The sequence below is a fragment of the Tolypothrix bouteillei VB521301 genome, assembly GCF_000760695.4.
In the GTDB taxonomy this organism is placed as follows: Bacteria; Cyanobacteriota; Cyanobacteriia; order Cyanobacteriales; family Nostocaceae; genus Scytonema; species Scytonema bouteillei_A.
In genome coordinates, this window is the sequence record NZ_JHEG04000001.1 from 6,535,910 (window position 1) to 6,556,174 (window position 20,265).

Consider the following 20,265-nt stretch of genomic DNA (forward strand, 5'->3'; position numbering starts at 1 on the left):
TACTCGATACTTCTTAAGGACGGGTAAGGATACCCATCCCACAAAAGATTTTGGGATATTTCTTATTTGAAATTCCTCAGATAAAAACCTATGCTGCTATCTTCTCTTGCACCAGGACAAATGGTTGTACGATTAGAGTATTAAATCGTTTTTCTTGTTGCATATTCCATTCTCCTACCTGAGTGGCAGAAGGTTTAGCAATCAAGGCTTCATCAATCCAGACTTGCACTTCGGAAACGCGATCGCTAGCTATTGCGACTCCCACATCTAACAAGTCAAGTCCTTCTGCAACGACAATTACTGCATCGCGTTGTACGTGAGGAATTAGCCATGACCACTCGGCTTCATCCAAATTTTCTGTTAACTCTGCTCTCAAATCTTGATTGGTCATTTGACTAAACCTCTGACTTCATTTCATCAATTTCAAATAAAGAAACTATAACACCAGCGATAGGAATAGAAATAAAAATTCCTAACAATCCGGCAACTTTAGCACCTACAAGTAAAGCAAAAAATACCACAACAGGGTTTAGGTTGAGCGCTCCTTGCATAATTCTAGGTGAAATTAAGTTATCTTGTATTTGTTGAAGAATAATACAAGCAACTAGTACTTTAAGAGCTAGCCAAACACTTTGAGAGAAGACAATAAGTGTAATCACACTGACTCCTAATGTAGCTCCTATACCAGGTATAATATCAAGCAATCCAACTACAACTGATAGTATTAATGCAAAAGGTACATTAAGGACTAGAAATACAAGGAAAGAGCAAGATGTCAGAAACAATGTCAAGATTAACTGACCGCGAAAAAAACCTAAAAAATTACGTTTTATGATACGTGTAAATCTATCTCGCCTTCTTGGCGGTACTCCTTTTATAATAAATTGCCAAAGTTTTTCTCCGTCAAGCAGCATAAAAAAAGCAACAACGGCAATTAAGATAAAAGTTACAAAGTTAGTAATGAAGCTTTGAAAAATATTCAAGCTTGTAACAAGCATGGATATAGCTTGGTTTCGCAGCTGTTCTTCTATAGCACTTAAATCAATTTGTAAATTCCGACTGCGAAGAAACTCCTCTAGGCGATCGACTAAGGGGACCAAAGAGTTCAAAAAAGCAGTGACGCTATCAATTAATTGTTGTCCTTGAGATAAAACAGTTAAACCAACTGTAATCGTCAAAGCACTCAGAACAACAAGACTCAGTAAGAAAATGACAACAACTGCTATGCTATGAGGTAAAAAATGCCTCAGCCATTGTACGGGATAGCTAAGTAAAAAGGCTAGAATCGCAGCAAATGAGAAAATAACAATGACTGATTCAAAGTAACCCAGAAGTTGTACAATTGCCCAGCCAGATGCTACTAGAAGTAAAAAACGAACTAGCGCCAGATTATTCAGGCGGTTCCAAAAATCACTGGCATCAAAACCGCTCATATATAGGTTTGGAAAGCTTTGTAAAATCTCCTATTAGACTGACATAACTCAAGCAACAATTGCCACTTCCTTTAAGCAGATTTCCGATCGCTCAAACAGAAAATATGTAGGATGCTCAATGCCCACTGTTAGGCATAAATGGTAGGCATTGCCAACCTTACAAGTTAGAAAAATACCAAATACCCCTCAACGTCCTAAATCGTGAAGGGTATTAATTGCTGCTGCACACTGTTTTGTAATAGCTTCCAATTCTTCTTTATCAGTTGAACTAGGAGCATTAATTAACTCGCCAATTCTTACCGTGACTGGAACCGGGCGAGGAGTTATCGCTCCTTTTTGCTCAATAGCCTGAGTACCCCACAAACATACAGGTAAAAGAGGCGCTTTTGCCTTAGCAGCAATCAGTGCAGCACCTCGCTTTGGATCTGTGATACGTCCATCAGGGGTACGAGTGCCTTGTAAAAAAACGCCTACAGCCCACCCCTCATCCAAATATTTTAAGGCAGCGCGAATGGCAGTGCGATCGGCACTACCCCGGCTGACTGGATAAGCCCCATACAACTCAATAGCTTGTTTTAAAATTGGGATTTTAAAAAGTTCTTCCTTTGCCATGTAAGCGACAGGACGGCGCATATAGTTAGAAACAAGTGGCGGATCGTAGTTACTGGCGTGATTGCTTACCACCACAAGTGGTCCGCTTTGAGGAACGTTTTCAGCACCATAGACTCGCCCTCGAAAGTAGACTCGGAGCATGGGGCTAACAACTGACCACTTAAAGGCGTAGTAAAGTAAGAGACTGGCAAATGGTTCGCGGTTTCGAGACATAGGGTCATGGTGAGTGGTTGGTGGTTAGTGGTTAGTAGTTGACAACTAACCATTAACCACTCACTAAGTCAGCTGTAGAACGGATATTTTCTAAAATTAAACCAGAGCAAGTGCGTTTAATCAGACCAGTCAGGACATTACCAGGTCCAATTTCCACAACTCGCTCAACTCCATTATCAGGCAATGCCAGGGCAATTTCTCTCCACCGCACTCCACCTGTCATTTGTTGCCTTAAACGTTGTTTTAAAACATCTGCATCAGCAGATGGAACAGGATCGACATTTGATAAAACTGGTATTTTTGCTGGTTGAAACTTTACGGAATCAAGCGCGTGTTGGAACTCAGCTGCAACTTCTGCCATCAAAGGTGAATGAAACGCACCAGAAACATTTAGGGGTAATGCGCGTTTTGCCTTGACTTGGGACATAACTGCTTGAACAGCTTCTGGAGTACCAGAAATAACAACCTGTGTGGGGCTGTTGTCATTTGCTAGAACTACATCAGGATTTTCAGAGATCGCCTGTTCCAGTTTTTCTCGGTCAAAATTTATTAATGCTGCCATCATACCACCTGCAGCACTATCCATGAGTTCTGCCCGATGTTTTACCAAGCGCAATCCAGCTGACCACTCGAAGACACCCGCCACATAAAGAGCGATATATTCTCCCAAACTGTGACCTGCCAATAAATCCGGGCTGTATTTTTCTTGCAAAATGTCAGCAAGTATGCTTTCTACCACGTACAAACAAGGTTGAGTGTAGAGGGTGCGAGATAGCTTTTCCTCGTGTGTTTGGCAAATTTCAATGACAGACCAACCCAAGATACTTTCTGCTTGGGCAAACTTTTCTTTTGCAGATGGTAAATCCAGTAAATCCATTCCCATGCCCAAGGATTGAGAACCTTGACCGGGAAATACCCATACGGTTTTTGTCATTTAATCATCAAATTGGTGGTTAGTGGTTGGTGGTTGGTGGTTAGTGGTTAGTCGTTAATTGCTCTCCTCATTAGTTGCGGTTAACAACTGACTGCGAACTACTAACCACTAACTAATACACATTTACCGCCCCCATCGAAAGATAGCGGCACCCCAAGTGAGACCGGCTCCAAAACCGGAGGCGGCTATAATGTCACTGGGTTTGATTTTCCCTTGTCGTACTGCTTCGTTTAAAGCTAGAGGAATAGAAGCAGCAGAAGTATTACCGTAGTTAGCAAGATTGCTAAGAACTTTTTCTGGTGGAATGTTCATGCGATTGGCAACAGCATCTAGAATTCGCTGGTTTGCCTGATGCAACAAAAGCCAGTCTATGTCGTCAACGCTCAGGTCAGCACGGAATAAAGCTTTGTCAATCACTTCCGGTACTTTTTGCACGGCAAAGCGATAGACTTCTTTGCCGTTCATTGAGATCGGCGTAAAGCTTCCTTTTCCAACACTGACACCCTGAGTTAAGTCTAAATTACTACCTTGGTATGCAAGGTTAAGGCAATTATTCTGAGTCCCATCACTTCTAAGTTCAAATCCCAGCAAGCCATCTGTTTCATTGGCTTGCATCACGATTGCTCCAGCACCATCCCCAAATAACACGCACGTGCTACGGTCTTTCCAATCTACCCAACGAGAGAGGATATCTGCCCCTATCAACAGGACGTTTTGATAAACTCCGGTTCTGATATATTGGGCAGCAGTGACAAGTCCAAACACGAAACCAGAACAAGCTGCAGTCAGATCGAAAGCAACTGCCCTGGTTGCTCCGAGTGCTGCTTGAATTCTACAAGCGGTGCCAAACAAATCATCGGGGGTAGAAGTTGCCAGCAGAATCAAATCCAAGTCTTGCGGATTGATTTTAGCCATTGCGATCGCCTGATGGCTGGCAGCAACCGCCAGATCGGTTAGTGATTCATCGGGCTTCGCCAACCGACGTTGACGAATTCCCGTTCTTGTGGTAATCCAATCATCTGATGTTTCAACCAGTTCGGTTAGTGCCTGGTTATCCAAGAAAGCAGCTGGAACTGCCGAACCACTTCCTGTTATTGCTATTCCTAAATTTTGCACTCCGGCATCTCCCAAGCTATCTTTAACAGTGACCAGTAACCAGTCATTTGTCATTTGTCAAAAGGTCATTGCAAATGACTCCGGACAAATGACAAATGATATTTAGCCACTTTCTTGCTGAACGCTTTGATATTGGGACTGAATTCTTTGTAACACTTGGTTGTTGACCGCTTCTTTTGCCATACGAATTGCATTAAAAATCGAAGGTGCTTGGGAACTCCCGTGACTGATAATACAAATTCCCCCTACTCCCAAAAGCAAAGCACCCCCATGTTCGGCATGATCGACCCTCTGCTTAATCCGTCTGAGATTTGGTTTTAAAATAGCTGTACCAATTTGACCGCGCACTCCTTGGGGTAATTCTTCCCGCATAATTTGCAGCATAATCTCCCCAACGGCTTCGGCAAACTTTAACAACACGTTACCCACAAATCCGTCACAGACAATTACGTCAAAATGACCGGAGAGGACATCACGCCCTTCGGCGTTACCAATAAAAGTAATTTGCGTCTTTTCCTTTAGTAGTTGATGGGCACGTACAGCAGCATCATTGCCTTTACAGTCTTCTTCACCGATATTCAATAAACCTACTTTAGGTTCTGGAGTCCCCAAAACATACTGACTGTATATAGACCCCATGACTGCAAACTGTTCTAAGAATTTTGGACGGCAATCCACGTTTGCACCTACATCAAGAACTAGTACTGGCTTGCCTGCTACCATTGTGGGAAAAACCGCACCAATTGCGGGACGGTCAATGCCCGGTAGTCGTCCCAAGCGCAGTAAAGCTGCTGCCATTGCTGCTCCAGAGTGTCCGGCAGAAACGACAGCATCTGCTTGCTGTTTTTTCACCAAATCCATCGCCACATTGATGGAAGCCTTAGGTTTGCGCCTGATAGCGCTTAAAGGCTCCTCATCCATTGCGATCGCTTCAGAGGCACTCACGATTTCAACGTGCGCCAGATTTGTCTTTGGCGGCAGTTTGCTTTGAATTTGTTGGGGATCGCCCACCAACAGTACTTCTACACCTAATTCTTCTCGGGCTCGCAGAGCGCCTGCGACGATTTCATCAGGTGCATGATCCCCTCCCATTGCGTCAATTGCGATCCGCACGCAAGTCGATCCCATTGCTCAGAGCTTCTAAAAACCTTACAAATTTTACCAGATGCCTCTTTTGAAGTATGAAGGATAAAGGAAAAAGAACTTAAGTATTCGGTCTTAGGTCTTTGGTTATTTTCCAATCCCAGTACCCAATGCCTTTCTTTCTTGATACTTTTCTTTCCTACTTGTTTAGAGCTTCTGTCAAGCCCAACATAACACGAATTACACCCCTTACTACGACCGTGAAATTACGGCGATAACCGCGAGATGGAAACTGGGGACTTAAGGATAGGGTTATGACTGGGCAATTGCACGTGAAAAAGCTTTTCACAATCGCGATTGCCACTAATCCCCACTTTGTGGGAGTTCCGCATTTTCCAATCCCCATTGACCAAAATCAAAAAATTGCCTGATCGAGAAGTTAGCTGTGGGAAAATATCAGATAGATAAAATCGAGTCCATAGCTCAAGTGTGTAGATCCACGCGGGCAGCTTTTTAAAGAGTAGAGTAGGGTGGGATGAAGTGTGAAGTATAAATTTTTCATCCTTCATCCTTTTTCATTAAAAAGTGTAAGATGGGAACCCTAAAGATCGGAAAATACAAATGATAGGGTTCTGCTGCCTACAAAAATTGTGTTATCCAAACCACTTCCGCAATGAAACATCAGCGGTTATTATGGCTCAGTACATAGCAAGAGCAAGCAAATAGTAAATTTACGTAATCTTAACTAGCATATAGAACGAAGGAAAACGGATGCTGGAATTATTTAGTTCAGGGTTAATTTCCATTTGGCTAGAGATGGCAGGTGTACAAGTTAAACCTACAGATGTATTGGATGTACTAGCTTGGCAAAGTAGCCCTGGCTTAGTTCTTGCCCCCGATCCAAATCCATCTGGCAGTACCATTGTGCAGCAATATCTGAAGGGACTGCAAACATTAAAACTCGTCACAACACCAGAGCAAACACAACATCAAGGGATTTGGCTTCAGTCAGGACCTATCTTGATGGCTAACCATCAGGGTACAACACCTCTAAGCGCTGCTTCCTTAACTAAAATCGCTACTTCTTTAGCAGCCCTAACGACTTTTGGACCAAACCATCAATTTCAAACATTAGTCAGTACCACAGGCTCGGTCAAAAACGGAGTCTTACAAGGTGATTTAATCCTAACGAGCGGCGGAGATCCTTTATTTGTTTGGGAAGAAGCGATCGCTCTAGGTAACAGCCTCAACCAAATGGGTATCAAACGTGTCACGGGAAATTTGATAATTAATGGCAATTTTGCTATGAATTTTCAGCGCAATCCCCAGATTGCAGGTCAAATGCTCAGACAAGCGATCAATTCTGCCACCTGGTCTCGTGCTTTATCTTTCCAACATTCACTGATGCCTAAAGGGACTCTCAAACCGCAAGTGGCTGTAGCCGGACAGGTAAAATTAGCAACGCAAAATATTGCTCTGTCCCAAAATCCCCAACAAACCCTATTATTGCGTCATCGTTCGCTGCCCTTAAGACAAATCATCAAGGAAATGAACGTTTTCAGCAATAATGAAATGGCAGAAATGTTAGCAGAGGCCGTTGGGGGAGCACATATTGTACAATTAAAAGCCGCAAAACTAGCAAGAGTGCCGCAATCGGAAATTCAATTAATTAACGGTTCTGGGCTCGGACAAGAGAACCGCATTTCTCCCAGAGCTGCTTGTGCTATGTTAATGGCAATTCAAAAGGAAGCTTTTGCCCACCAACTCACTGTAGCTGATTTCTTTCCTACTGCGGGGTTTGACAATCGTGGAACACTGCATTCGAGACATCTTCCTGCAGCCACTGTCATAAAAACCGGTACTTTGAGGGATGTCAGTGCTTTAGCGGGAGTGGTACCGACACGCGATCGCGGTTTGGTTTGGTTTGCCATTATCAATCGCGGTTATACCGTACCTGCTTTTCGCGCCGGACAAGATCAACTCTTACAAACCCTTGTCAAGCAATTACAAGTCGCTCCAACCATCCCCGCGAGTTTAACTCCCCATACAGCCACCAGTACGTTACCTCAATATGGTGCAGCCAATCGGAATGAAATGGTGTATGGTGGCTAATAGCTAATAGCTAATTGCTAATTGTTCATCTTAGTATTAACCATTAGCTATTAGCTATTAGCCCTTAGCTAATTACTCTTTAACTCTTTTGGAATAATTTCTGTCACCACTTTGTCGCTTGAGTTACCACCTTTAACTTCAATCGTTTCTGTTTGAATATTACCAATTGCCTGTTGACCCTTGAAAGCTAAAGGGGGATCGATTTGTCGGTAAACAACATCACCCTGTCCTTCAACTAATTTCTTATCAAGATACCAAGTAAGATTGTTAGATTTTAGCGATTGACGGCGTTCCCCAACAGCGTAAACATCTCCTGCTAGATAAACTGTTTTTTCTTTTATCTTCATCTCTCCTCTGTTAGCTGTGACTCTCACATTTTCTTCCCTATGGAATACCTGTACGGGAGCGTTTGCGTTCACAATTTCCGTGTTTAGATTCCAAGTCATTTCATTACTAGCTACTTGTAGGGGTGGGTCTAGTAATTCTATTTGAGCATTTTTTCTAACAGTAGCAATCTTGGTTTTTAAATTAACTTCCGCAGAATCTCCTCTTCCACGGTCGGTCACTTGATTGTTTTTATAGCGGTTGATTTGCATGGGACGATCGCCTATCAGTTTTTCCTCTTTGACTTTCCAAATCAAATGCTCGGTTCGCATTTGCATAACCGGATCGACTGATTGTGCTATGACTCCCCCAGAAAAATCCACGCGCTGTTCGCGGGTTTTCACTCGTGCTTCCTGTGCTACTGCTTGAAGTTGCTTGTGAGTTCCGTGAATGTTGTTACGAACAATTAGCAAATCTTCTTTAGGTCGCCACTCCAATTCGTTACCTTGCAACACTACACCGTTGAGAGGATCTGTGGCAACAATTTTTCCTTTCAAAAAGAGTTTCTTGCCATCTTGTTCAATATCTGCTTGCTGTGCTTGTACTTGATATACTACTTTACCGTCTTGATACAGTTCCCCGTAAGGGCTTTCCGCTTCACCAATTTGCTTATCTTTTGTATATTTTGCTTGTTTGGCAATCACTTTCCAAATAGGTCGTCCCAGCTCATCTGCTTGCAGTAGGGAAACACCAATAAAAGTCAAGTTACTTTCTTTAGCATTTGATGGAGGGTTCTGGATGGGGGGTTTGTTGACCACGTTAGACTCTCCTCCCCCACAGGCGGATAGGCTAATTGTTATGAGCCAAAGGAGGAAGAGAAAGATGGGGGGATTCAAGGTCCCCACCGGGGATAGCGGGGAAGTGAGGGAGTGAGGGAGTGAGGGAGTGAGGGAGTGAGGGAGAAAATTCCCCCTGGTCTCCCTTGTCCCCCTTGTCTCACTTTGTCTATTGTCTTTTTGATTCATTACTGCTCTTGAATTTCCAAGTGAGTGTCACTCTCTCTAGGTTCTTCCAAAAAACCCATACCTGCTGATAATGGTCGGTAAGGATAACTTTGGCGCGGTGTTTTTTGAATATCTTCTTTGACTGCTTCTAAATCAATATAGCGATCGCTCACATTAATTAAGCTATCACTCGTCATCGATCGCAAGCTCACTACTTCTACTCTTACACCACGGTAACTCACAGAATTCACTGCATATGCCAGATCCCCATCCCCACTGACCAGCACTGCTGTATCATATGAGTCTACGAGAGCCATCATATCCACAGCTATTTCTACATCTAAGTTAGCTTTTTTCGAGCCATCCGGTAGCTGTACTAAATCTTTAGCAATGACTCTGTAACCGTTCCGTCGCATCCACAATAAAAAACCTTGTTGCTTTTCGTTAGTTCTGTCTACTCCGGTATAGAAAAAAGCCCGCAGGAGTCTAGAACCTCCTGTTAGTCTCGATAGAAGTTTTGTGTAATCAATTTCAATTCCCAGTTGTAGTGCAGCATAAAATAAATTTGAGCCATCTATAAATATAGCTACACGACCCCGATTTTCCAAAACTTGTTCCGGTGTGAATATTGAGTCGTTTTCCAAATTATTCAACATTGTTGTCATACCTCTTTTTTATCCAATGTAATAATTGATACTTAATTTTCCAGATATCAAGATAGAGTGGTTTATGATAATTGTTCAGGACTAATAAATTTAGTCCCGACAAATTAGAAAAAGAAACTTGAAACAATTAATTGTTTTTAGGTAGTTCTATGCGCTTAAAGATCGGTTGTGGTTCACCCAGCTTTTGTTGGGCTGAGAGTACACCCCATGTTCCATGAATTGAAAAAGGAGCCGCTATTGAAGTTTTTATTTGTTCGTTAAAATCTATTCCAAAGCCCAGTTGCTGGTATATATCGCTACTAATACTTGGAATAATAGGAGATAGAAGATAGGCAGCTAGTCTCACTGATTCAAGGACTGCATAAAGCACTTGTTCTACTGCTTGTTGCTGCCCTTGTTTATATAACGACCAAGGAGCTTGTTCATCAATAAACTTATTGCTAGCTTGCACTAGCAGAAGTACAGCCTCGCAAGCTTGATTGAAAGCAAGTGATTCATAAGCCTTGCGGACTTGTTCTCCAAGATGCAAACCGATGGATTTCAACGGATGATCTGACGATATATCATCATTCGCTACTGGCGGAAGATTTCCGGCACAGTATTTCTTCACCATATTCAAAGTGCGGTTTAACAAATTACCTAAATCATTGGCTAAATCTGCATTTAGAATATTAATGAATCTACTTTCATTAAAGTCGCCATCCTTGCCGAATTCGATTTCCTTAAGAAAGTAATAACGAACTGCATCACTACCATAACGCTCAACCAGTGCCACCGGATCGAGAGTGTTACCCAAAGATTTACCCATTTTCTGACCGTCTTTAGTCAAAAAACCGTGTCCAAAGACTTTCTCCGGTAAAGGCAAACCCCCTGACATGAGCATTGCAGGCCAATATACTGCATGAAATCGCAGAATATCTTTACCAATCAGATGTAAATTTATCGGCCACCATTTGGCTGTAGCATTCTCTAAAGTTGGTTCATCTTCGGGTTCTAGCAGTGCAGTTACGTAACCCAATAAAGCATCAAACCAGACATAAAGGGTATGTTTGGGGTCAGATGGTACTGGAAAACCCCAGTCCACATTAATACGTGAAATCGAGAAGTCCTGCAAACCACCCTCGACAAAATTCAGAACTTCTTTTCGCCGACTTTCCGGTTGGATAAAATCCGGTTGGGATTCGTAAAGTGCTTGTAATTGAGTTTGATATTTGGATAAGCGGAAGAAATAGTTTTGCTCATCCCGCCACTCCACCTCTTTGTTTGTATGAATGGGACAGCGGTGACCCTCTAACAATTCTCGCTCTTCTTTAAATTCCTCACAAGATACGCAGTACCAACCTTTTTGTTGTCCTTGGTAAATGTCACCCGAATTCCATACTCTCTGGAAAAACTCTTTAACAATGACTTCGTGGCGAGGAGAGGTTGTCCGAATAAAGCGATCGTACTGAATATCGAGCAATTTCCACAAAGAAACAAACCCAAGAGACATTTCATCGGAAAAGCGTTGGGGCTCAAGCCCTTTGCTTTCTGCTGTCCGCTGAATTTTTTGTCCGTGTTCGTCTGTACCTGTAATCAGCAAAGCACGATGCCCCAGCAGTCTCTGAAATCTTACCACCGTATCTGCTGCCATCGTTGTGTAAGCACTGCCAATGTGAGGTAAATCGTTTACATAGTACAACGGTGTTGTGAGTGCAAACGTCTTTTCTGTTTTATTTACTTGATTCATGCAGAGTAAAAAGGAGTTGTTAAAAATATGTTTTGTTTTCTATCTTACTTCTTTAGGCAAAACCACGTAATTATATTACATAACTACTATTTTTTCAAGCCACATTTTAATATTAGCAAATCTCTTAAGTTCTAAAGTGATTCACCAGTAGCTCCAGGCAAACAACGGATACCAAGGATGGTTGAAAAAGCGATTGGCTGTTGGCAGTTGGGAATTGACTTCCCAGTCCTGATGTCTCCAATACTCAATCTTTATTTTCAAATCAGCTATAAACTCAATAAATTTCTCTAAAAAAAAGAGAATCTTTACTGAGAATTAATAGAAAATTTTTATGCAATTTTCAAGTACTAGATATGCAAACTCACGTCTTCATAAGGATTTTCCTTTGTGCATATTGATATGACATTTCTACCTTAAGGCAGTCGTCCTTCTCAGTTAAGAAATGTAAAATTACAGTCAAGATAAGCTGCAAAAAGTAAAAAGATGAAGAGCCCCCTTGAGATTTCTCGTTGGTTACTGGCGGCACTATCAACTAAAATATTTCGCTACTATGAGGATCGCATTCCTCAAGACGCCAGTGTGTTAGTAGTGAGCAATCACCGCAGCTTTATGGATGCACCTCTTTTGATGGCAGCCCTATCAAGCCCAATCCGCTTTGCCTGTCATCACTACATGGGACAAGTCCCGATCATGAGGGAGATTGTGACGGGTCAATTAGGGTGCTTTCCACTAGAAGCCAATCAACAGCGTCAGCAAAGCTTTTTTCATCAGGCACAAATTCTGTTACAGTCAAAGCAATTGGTAGGAGTGTTTCCTGAAGGTACAGAACCGATGGTGAAATTTACCCAACCCAATAGTATAGGGGAATTTCAGAGAGGTTTTGCCCATTTGGCATTGCGATCGCAAGTACCGGATTTAGCCGTTTTGCCAATTGCCATAGCTTCCCTTGAAGAAGTTAATACATCTGCTGTACCCCTGAGATTACTCAGTTTGTTCGATCCTTCAGAACCTTTATTTAATCAATCGGGTTGGCATCCTTTGGTTACCTATCGTCGAGTTGCCGTACTGATCGGTCAACCTTATTGGATTAACTCACCTCAGAAAGAAAAATATCAAGGGAAAAAAGCAAAAACTGTAGTGACAGAATTGACGGAACACTGCCATTCTGAAATTACTCAATTATTACGTGAAGGTTCTTATTAGAATCAAAAGTTCTTTGTCAAACGAGCGCTGACCATCGACCAATGACCAGTCCCAAAGTAGAACTCAAACCTTGCTTCCTAACTCCCAAACGGCTACAGCCAGCATTGCCGTTGTTTGTTTATTTACCAGGTATGGATGGAACAGGTCAGCTTTTGCGCTCGCAAACAGCGGGATTAGAAGCGGGCTTTGATGTCCGGTGTTTGGCAATTCCAAGAGATGATTTAACAAGTTGGGATGCTCTGAGTGACAACGTCTTGGACTTAATTCATGCAGAATTGGAAAAAAGTGCCTGTCGAGAAGTGTACTTGTGTGGAGAGTCCTTTGGAGGTTGTCTAGCGCAGAAAGTTGCTCTAAAAGCACCCAAACTCTTTAAAAGAATTGTTCTTATTAACTCCGCAAGTGCCTTTCATCTGCGACCGTTGTTAAGTTGGGCATCTCAACTGACATCCCTAGTTCCATCATGTCTTTACGATCTCGGTGGATTGGTCTTGTTACCGTTCTTAGCTAATTTGCCACGTATTTCCCGAACTGACAGACACGAACTTGTCAAAACCATACGCTATGTACCGCCACAAACCGTCCTGTGGAGAATTTCCTTACTTAGAGAATTTTCTATTGATGAAGCTCAACTACGCAGTCTCACTCAACCCGTTTTAGTCATCGCTGGTTCTCAAGATAAACTTTTGCCCTCCCTAGAAGAAGCAACACGTTTAACAAACCTTTTACCCAATGCCAAAATGTTAGTGCTTCCGAATTGCGGACACGCCTGCTTGTTAGAAGCAGATATTAACCTTTATGAAATTATGAGGGAGCAAAATTTTTTATCCCCCAGTGTTCCAATGGTTGAAGCGCATTAGAATATGGTACTGACAAAAGTTTATGCATAAAACAGAGTCGTGCAGCTATAAGTTAGTTTTTAATTTCTCTAGAACAGAAATGTTGAACAGCAACATAAATATTACGAACAAAATAGAGCAGAATTGGAAAAAAGAGGTGTTGTTATTGGTTCAATGGATTGACTCATTTCCTCTCGAGCAATGAGTCTCTCTCTTACCTGAGTGACTAACAATGTAAGAAAGTTGTCAAAAATTCCAGGCTTAATCTTAGAAAACTGGGTTGCTTGAGAAAGTATTTTCCCCTTCTGGAGAGAAGCCAAAGTTACCATAGCTTTGCTACAACCATCAATAGTCTCTAGAATCGGGAAAGTTGTGAAAAATGGCAGACAAAAAACAACAAAGCCACCCCCCTACGAACGATAAAGAAGATAAACCATCTTTACTAGAATCCGTTGCTGAAACACTAGGGTGTGCTGTAGGTACAGCTGTAGGAGTAGGTGCTGCGGCGAGCAGTGTCGCTGTAGAAGCAAGCAAAGCAGTTGCAGAAACAGCTGCTGAAGTAGGAGAAGCCGCAGTCAAACAAACACATAATTTGATCGAGCAAGCAACCCATACAGCCGGACAAGTCGCAAATTATCTTGGTGAAAACTGGCTGATTAGAAAACTATCAGGTGTTTTAAATCTCAATTGGCTACTTGGCGCATCTGACAATGTAAATTTGGAAAAAGCAGCAGCAGCAGTTAAAAAATTACAGCTAGAACACCCCAACGAATCACCCAGCCAAATTTCTCATCGCATTATGGTTGAGAAAGCAGCAATGGCTGGGGGAATTGGATTGGCAACTAGTGTTTTGCCAGGATTTGCGGCGGCACTTTTAGCAATTGATTTAGCAGCCACTACAGAATTACAATCGGAAATGGTTTATCAAATTGCAGCTGCCTATGGATTAGATTTAAAAGACCCCGCTCGTAAAGGTGAAGTGCTGGCAATTTTTGGTTTAGCTTTGGGTGGCGGTCGTCTGTTAAAGACTGCAGGTTTGGGTTTGCTTAGAAATGTTCCTTTTGCCGGAGCCGTTATTGGTGCTAGTTCTAATGCAACGATGATTTATTCATTAGGGTATGCGGCTTGCCGATTTTATGAAACAAAGATAGATATATCCAAATCCCTCTCTTCGGAGGAAACGCTTGCAGAATTAAAGCAAGAAAGTGAGAATTATCTGGAAAAAGCCATCGCCCAAGAAGCTGTCATGGATCAAATCTTAGTTCACATGATTCTTGCTAGCTATCCAGAAAAAAATTGGGAAGAAATTTTGCCAGAGTTGCAAGCTTTACATTTGAGCCCTAACTCATTAGAAACTATTGCTCAAAATATTAAATCACCACAATCTTTAGATACCCTCACCAATCAACTTAATAGAGATTTTGCCATACCTGTTTTGGCTCAATGTTACAGAATTGCTCGCAGTCAAAATGAGATAACATCTACCGAACAAAATATCATCAATGCAATTGCTAGTAAATTTAATATTGATGTTAATAGGATCAAGTCTTTAGTTGATAGTGGTGTTGGTCAGTAGGTTGGATTGAAATGAAACCCAACAAATGCTTGTCAATGTTGGGTGAAAATATGTTGGAAATTTACAAGATACCCGACTTCTTGAAGAAGCCGGGTATCTTGTTCTTGTAAAAATTTAATTCTTTTTTTAAAAAATCTATCTCAAGTCTGTTAAATAAGTGTTGCCAACAGCCTTAAGGTAGATTTTAGCAAGAGTTGGCTTGCTTTTGTTTGATTTATACAACGTTTAAAATGAGGTTTTCTCTATACTATATTGGCAAACATAATTTGAAAATTGAGGTGAAGGCTCGTGACTAACTTCACCACGACAAGAATAATCTCAAAAGTTACAAGCGCCATTACTGTTGTCGTCGGCTGTATTGTGCTGATTGGTTGGACACTCGATATTACCCTGCTTAAGAGTGTTTTCCCTGGATTTGTCACTATGAAAGCAAATACAGCGATCGCTTTTTTATTGGCTGGAGTCTCGCTGTGGCTGTTTGTGTTGGAAGAACAAAGGAGAAAATATAGCTTTTTTGCTCGTTTAATAGCGATCGCACTCTCACTAATTGGTTGGCTGACTCTGTGTCAATATATATTTGGGTGGAATTTAAGAATTGACGAACTGCTGTTTAAAGACTTGCCCGAAGCTACAGACACTTCTCATCCCGGAAGAATGGGGGCAAACACTGCCCTCAATTTTGTGTTAGTAGGTGCTGCACTGTGGTTGTTGGGGCAAAGGACAAATCGCAGTGATTGCTTAGCTCAAGGTTTAAGCATAGTTGTTGTCTTAATATCTCTCCAAGTAATAGTGGGCTATATCTATGGAGTGAGAAACTTTTACCATTTAGGCGTTTATACTACCTCAATGGCGTTACATACGGCACTAACTTTTGAGGTGCTTTGTGTGGGAGTGTTGTATATTCGTCCGAATACCGGTTTTATGCGGACAATTACTAGTGAATTCAATGGCGGTGCGATCGCTCGTTTGTGGATACCAACTATTTTGATTCTGCCCCCGATAGTGGGGTGGTTCATTAATGTGGGACAAACGGCTAACAGATATGATGCGGCTTTTGGCATATCGCTACTTGTCGTTTTACTAGACGCAATTTTTTTAGGATTAATTTGGCAAAATGCCAAGTTTCTTAATAAGTTAGATAGCACCCGTCACAAAGCAGAAAAGGCGCTGCGAGAGAGCGAAGAAAGCTATCGTTTGCTGGTTGAGAACGTTCCTCAATTAGTTTGGACTAGCCAACCTGATGGCTTTATAGAGTACTTCAATCAGCGTTGGCTGGACTACACTGGTTTGCAACTTCATCAAACTTTAGGATGGAATTGGCAACAGGTGGTTCATCCTGAAGATTTACCATCAGCCCTTGAGAGTTGGACAACCGGACTCAGGACAGGAAACCGAGTAGAAGCGCAGTATCGTCTCTTACGTTTTGATGGGGTTTACCGCTGGCATGTAGTACAAGCTGTACCACTATGCGACAGCAGAGGAAATGTTACTAAGTGGTTTGGAACTTGTACGGATATTGACGATCGCATACAAGCAGAAGTTGCCTTGCGTAAAAGCGAATCCCGATTGCGGTTCTTTGTGGAATCAGATTCGATCGGCATTATCAGTGCTGATATGCACGGACATCTGAAGGAGGTCAACGATGCATTTTTAAGCATAATTGGCTATACTCGCAAAGACTTTCTTACAGAAAGGCTGGATTTGAAAGACCTTACACCATCAGAGTTTTTCTCCTTAGATGAAGCAGCGCTAGCCGAAGCAAGGGTGAAAGGAAACTCTAGCCCTTATGAAAAAGCTTACATCCGAAAGGATGGCACTCGCGTTTCAGTGTTAGTTGGCTGCACTATAGTTGGAGAACAGCAGGAAGAAGCCATCTCATTTGTTCTCAATATTAGCGAACTCAAGAGAACACAAGCAGCCTTAACAGAAAGCGAAAAACGCTTTCGCCATGTCACAGATACTGCTCCGGTGATGGTTTGGATGTCCGGTACAGATAAACTTTGTCACTACTTTAACAAGCCTTGGTTGGATTTTACCGGACGAACAATGGAGATGGAATTAGGCAATGCTTGGTTAGAAGGCGTACATCCTGACGATCTTCAGCATTGCTGGGAAACTTATGTGAGTGCATTTGATGCGCGTCTGACTTTCCAAATGGAATACCGCCTCAGAAGATTTGATGGGCAATACCGTTGGCTTTTAGATATTGGTGTACCGAGATTTACGCCAGAAGGTGAGTTTTTAGGTTACATCGGGTCTTGTATAGATATAGAAGACCGCAAACAAGTGGAAGCCCAAATGCGGCAAATCAACGAAACTCTGGAAGAAAGAGTCAAACAACGCACTGCTCAGCTAGAATCTGCCAATAGGGAGCTTGAATCGTTCTCTTATTCAGTTTCTCATGACTTAAGAGCACCATTGAGGCACATCACCGGATTCGTTGACTTGTTGCAAAAACGGCTCCTAAGAACATCGCTCGATGAAACGAGTCAACGTTACCTTGACATTATCACCGAAGCTACCAAACAAGCAGGGAAATTGATTGATGATTTGTTAACTTTTTCCCGTGTGGGGCGTTCTGAAATGCGGTATACCAACGTAGATATGAATTTACTCTTACGGGAGGTACAACGCGATTTATTGCTAGAAACGAAAAACCGTAAGATTTCTTGGCAAATAGAATCACTACCCCAAGTACATGGTGACCCTTCAATGTTAAGACTAGTTCTCCGTAACTTGTTAGAAAATGCCATTAAATATAGCAAAACTCGTTCCTTGGCAGAAATTACTGTAGGCAGTACCTCTGAGGAACAAGAAGTGGTATTCTTCGTGCGAGATAACGGTGTTGGTTTTGATATGCGATATGTTCACAAATTATTTGGAGTTTTTCAACGCTTGCACAGCGAGCCTCAGTTTGAGGGTACGGGTGTAGGATTGGCAAACGTCCAGCGTATCGTCTACCGACACGGTGGGCGTGTCTGGGCTGAAAGTGAAATAGACAAGGTCACAACCTTTTATTTTGCGCTACCAAGGGGGCTTGGAGTAGCGAGTGGAGAGTAGAGAGCGAACAATGGAACTAAAGCGCATTCTCCTAGTAGAAGACAGCATTAACGACGTTGAGTTAATCCTGACTTCACTGGCAGAAAACCATTTGGGTAATGAAGTTGTTGTTGTCAGAGACGGTGAAGAAGCATTGGATTACTTATACCGCCGTGGCTTGTATCGATTGCGGCGCGAAGGTCATCCTGTTGTGGTACTATTGGATCTTAAGCTACCAAAAATTGATGGATTAGAAGTTTTGACACAACTCAAAGCCGATCCAGAGTTGCGAGTAGTACCAGTAGTTGTGCTGACTTCCTCACGCGAAGAGCAAGATCTAACTCGCTGTTATGAACTAGGCACAAATGCTTACGTTGTTAAGCCTATTGATTTTCACGAATTTGTTGAAGTCATTAGAGGGTTAGGATTATTTTGGGCAATCATTAATGAGCCGCCTCCAGGTTCCATACCTCCGGCACGCAGTACTCACGGATTTGCAGGAACATAACAATGTCTGGTCTCAGGTTTCTCTTGCTGGAAGATAGCTTGTTGGATACTGAACTTATCTACGCCGTCTTAACTGAAGGCGGAATTTCTTGTGAATTGGTTCAGGTAAAGACAGAAGCTGAATTCCAGAAAGCACTTGAAGAAGATAGTTTTGACCTGATTCTTTCAGATTACTCCTTACCTGCATTTGATGGCATTTCAGCTTTGGAGATGGCACGTCGTTTGGTGCCCGATGTACCTTTCATCTTTGTAACCGCAACAATGGGAGAAGAGGTAGCAATTGAAACTCTCAAAAGCGGTGCAACTGACTATGTACTCAAGCAACGGTTGGAACGTGTTGTACCTTCAGTTAGGCGGGCTATGCGAGAAGCTGAAGAACGCCGCGCCCGCAAACAAGCAGAAGCTGAATTAAAACAGCAAAAAGAAGAATTGGAAAGGGCAAACCGCATCAAAGATGAGTTTTTGGCAGTACTTTCTCATGAATTGCGATCGCCCCTCAATGCCATTCTCGGGTGGTCAAAAATTCTGCGAACCCGAGAAATCAATGAAGCAACTCTTGCCCGCGCCCTAGAAACGATTGAGCGCAACGCCAAGCTACAAACTCAACTTATTGAGGATTTATTGGATGTCTCTCGCATTATTCGCGGTAAATTAACCCTGCGTGCTCAACCCACAAACTTAATTCCCGCAATTGAAGCTGCAATTGATACCATGCGTTTGGCAGCTCAGGCGAAAGCTATCGATCTCAAGTTTTCTATTTTAGATTCAGAATTAGAGAACCAAAGCGAATTTGCAACAAGTAGATCGCACAAGACTCAAATTACAGACAGACAACCCCAATCCCTACCCAATGCTTTAACAGAAGAAACGTCTACAGTCACTCTTATCCCACAAGCAACGCAGTGGCATGGCAAGTCAAAATTCCTTGTCTTGGGTGACCCCAATCGTTTGCAGCAAATCGTTTGGAATCTCCTCTCCAATGCAATCAAGTTTACAACTCAGGGGGGACAGGTGGAAGTCATGCTGGAAAGAGTGGGGGACAAGGGGGACACCCAATCCCCAGGATATGCCCGAATTACAGTCAAGGATACAGGTATAGGTATTCCTTCTAAGTTTCTACCTTACGTGTTTGATTCTTTTCGGCAAGCAGATGGTTCTACCACTCGCAAACATGGTGGTTTGGGGTTGGGTTTGGCAATTGTGCGTCACTTGATAGAACTTCATGGCGGAACTGTAACTGCAAGCAGTCCGGGAGAAGGACAGGGGGCAACATTTACAGTAAAACTGCCAATTCTTGAAGGGAGTAGAAGTAAAATTCCCCTCTCCCCTACAGATACCCCATGGCTTGTCTCGACAACCCACTCCCTTCCCCTAACAGGAGTGAGAGTTTTAGTCGTTGATGATGAGAGGGATTCTCGCGATTTTATAGTCTATGCTTTAGAAGACTGTGGTGCGATCGCAGCTGGGGCAACCTCTGCTGATTCAGCATTGGAAATGCTAGCATCTTTCCATCCAGATGTGCTAGTAAGCGACATTGGTATGCCGGAAACAGACGGTTATAGCTTAATTCGCCAAATTAGAAATCAGCCAAGCGAAAAGGGAGGACAAATCCCGGCTATTGCGCTAACAGCTTATGCCGGGGACCGGGATCGGCAAGAAGCGTTAGCTGCGGGTTTCCAAAAACACCTCTCAAAACCAGTTATGCCGGATGAACTTGCCAATGTGGTTGCAGAATTAGTTAATGGCTAATGGTGAGTCCAGCGCTGCAGGCGGGTTTCCCACGCCCTGGCGGCTGGCGAACCCGAAGGGCTGATGGCTAATAAAAAATTAACAATTAGCAATTAGCAATTAGCAATTAGCGATTCACAATTTTACGTAA

16 protein-coding genes are annotated in these 20,265 nt (G+C 42.6%); 7 read left to right on the top strand and 9 right to left on the bottom strand.

All coding sequences use genetic code 11. The features are described 5' to 3' along the window. Nucleotides 1-88: 88 nt before the first annotated feature. The 6 genes from HC643_RS26490 to plsX form a co-directional block, all read right to left on the bottom strand. Entirely contained in the window at nucleotides 89-391 is a 303-nt protein-coding gene (locus HC643_RS26490) for a DUF2288 domain-containing protein (protein ID WP_038081213.1), read from the bottom strand. A 4-nt stretch (nucleotides 392-395) separates the two neighbouring features. After that, the gene (locus HC643_RS26495; RefSeq protein WP_038081211.1) at nucleotides 396-1,433 is read right to left on the bottom strand and encodes an AI-2E family transporter; all 1,038 of its coding nucleotides are present in this window, start codon (nucleotides 1,431-1,433) and stop codon (nucleotides 396-398) included. Nucleotides 1,434-1,619: 186 nt separating this feature from the next. Beyond that, entirely contained in the window at nucleotides 1,620-2,258 is a 639-nt protein-coding gene (locus HC643_RS26500; protein ID WP_050046825.1) for a lysophospholipid acyltransferase family protein, read from the bottom strand. Nucleotides 2,259-2,310: 52 nt separating this feature from the next. Beyond that, nucleotides 2,311-3,192, bottom strand: a complete 882-nt coding sequence (gene fabD, locus HC643_RS26505; RefSeq protein WP_038081209.1) for an ACP S-malonyltransferase — start codon at nucleotides 3,190-3,192, stop codon at nucleotides 2,311-2,313. A 123-nt stretch (nucleotides 3,193-3,315) separates the two neighbouring features. Continuing rightward, on the bottom strand, nucleotides 3,316-4,308 hold the full coding sequence (locus tag HC643_RS26510; protein ID WP_038081241.1) for a beta-ketoacyl-ACP synthase III: 993 nt from the start codon (nucleotides 4,306-4,308) through the stop codon (nucleotides 3,316-3,318). Between the two features lie 102 nt (nucleotides 4,309-4,410). Beyond that, nucleotides 4,411-5,436, bottom strand: a complete 1,026-nt coding sequence (plsX, locus tag HC643_RS26515) for a phosphate acyltransferase PlsX (protein WP_038081208.1) — start codon at nucleotides 5,434-5,436, stop codon at nucleotides 4,411-4,413. Between the two features lie 726 nt (nucleotides 5,437-6,162). On the opposite strand from plsX, the gene HC643_RS26520 reads away from it, so the two are divergent. Continuing rightward, nucleotides 6,163-7,503, top strand: a complete 1,341-nt coding sequence (locus tag HC643_RS26520) for a D-alanyl-D-alanine carboxypeptidase (protein WP_038081207.1) — start codon at nucleotides 6,163-6,165, stop codon at nucleotides 7,501-7,503. Nucleotides 7,504-7,571: 68 nt separating this feature from the next. Here HC643_RS26520 and lptC read toward each other — a convergent pair whose 3' ends face one another. From lptC to metG, 3 genes are all read right to left on the bottom strand, one after another. Next, nucleotides 7,572-8,852: an LPS export ABC transporter periplasmic protein LptC gene (gene lptC / locus HC643_RS26525; protein ID WP_202048658.1), complete on the bottom strand. Its 1,281-nt coding sequence runs from the start codon at nucleotides 8,850-8,852 to the stop codon at nucleotides 7,572-7,574. Next, entirely contained in the window at nucleotides 8,852-9,487 is a 636-nt protein-coding gene (locus tag HC643_RS26530) for a LabA-like NYN domain-containing protein (RefSeq protein WP_038084483.1), read from the bottom strand. The genes lptC and HC643_RS26530 overlap by 1 nt, the downstream gene beginning before the upstream one ends. A 136-nt stretch (nucleotides 9,488-9,623) precedes the next feature. After that, nucleotides 9,624-11,225, bottom strand: coding sequence for a methionine--tRNA ligase (metG, locus tag HC643_RS26535; RefSeq protein ID WP_038084485.1), 1,602 nt, complete (start codon nucleotides 11,223-11,225; stop codon nucleotides 9,624-9,626). Between the two features lie 483 nt (nucleotides 11,226-11,708). On the opposite strand from metG, the gene HC643_RS26540 reads away from it, so the two are divergent. From HC643_RS26540 to HC643_RS26565, 6 genes are all read left to right on the top strand, one after another. After that, nucleotides 11,709-12,428 carry a lysophospholipid acyltransferase family protein gene (locus HC643_RS26540; protein ID WP_038084488.1) on the top strand — a complete coding sequence of 240 codons (720 nt, stop codon included), beginning with the start codon at nucleotides 11,709-11,711 and terminating at the stop codon, nucleotides 12,426-12,428. A 41-nt stretch (nucleotides 12,429-12,469) separates the two neighbouring features. Beyond that, the gene (locus HC643_RS26545; RefSeq protein ID WP_038084491.1) at nucleotides 12,470-13,285 is read left to right on the top strand and encodes an alpha/beta fold hydrolase; all 816 of its coding nucleotides are present in this window, start codon (nucleotides 12,470-12,472) and stop codon (nucleotides 13,283-13,285) included. A 358-nt stretch (nucleotides 13,286-13,643) separates the two neighbouring features. Beyond that, entirely contained in the window at nucleotides 13,644-14,840 is a 1,197-nt protein-coding gene (locus HC643_RS26550) for an EcsC family protein (RefSeq protein WP_038084493.1), read from the top strand. 288 nt (nucleotides 14,841-15,128) lie between these two features. Continuing rightward, nucleotides 15,129-17,900, top strand: a complete 2,772-nt coding sequence (locus HC643_RS26555; protein WP_038084495.1) for a PAS domain-containing sensor histidine kinase — start codon at nucleotides 15,129-15,131, stop codon at nucleotides 17,898-17,900. 10 nt (nucleotides 17,901-17,910) lie between these two features. After that, on the top strand, nucleotides 17,911-18,387 hold the full coding sequence (locus HC643_RS26560) for a response regulator (RefSeq protein ID WP_038084497.1): 477 nt from the start codon (nucleotides 17,911-17,913) through the stop codon (nucleotides 18,385-18,387). A 2-nt stretch (nucleotides 18,388-18,389) separates the two neighbouring features. Next, nucleotides 18,390-20,135: an ATP-binding response regulator gene (locus HC643_RS26565; protein ID WP_050046823.1), complete on the top strand. Its 1,746-nt coding sequence runs from the start codon at nucleotides 18,390-18,392 to the stop codon at nucleotides 20,133-20,135. The last annotated feature ends 130 nt before the right edge of the window (nucleotides 20,136-20,265 follow it).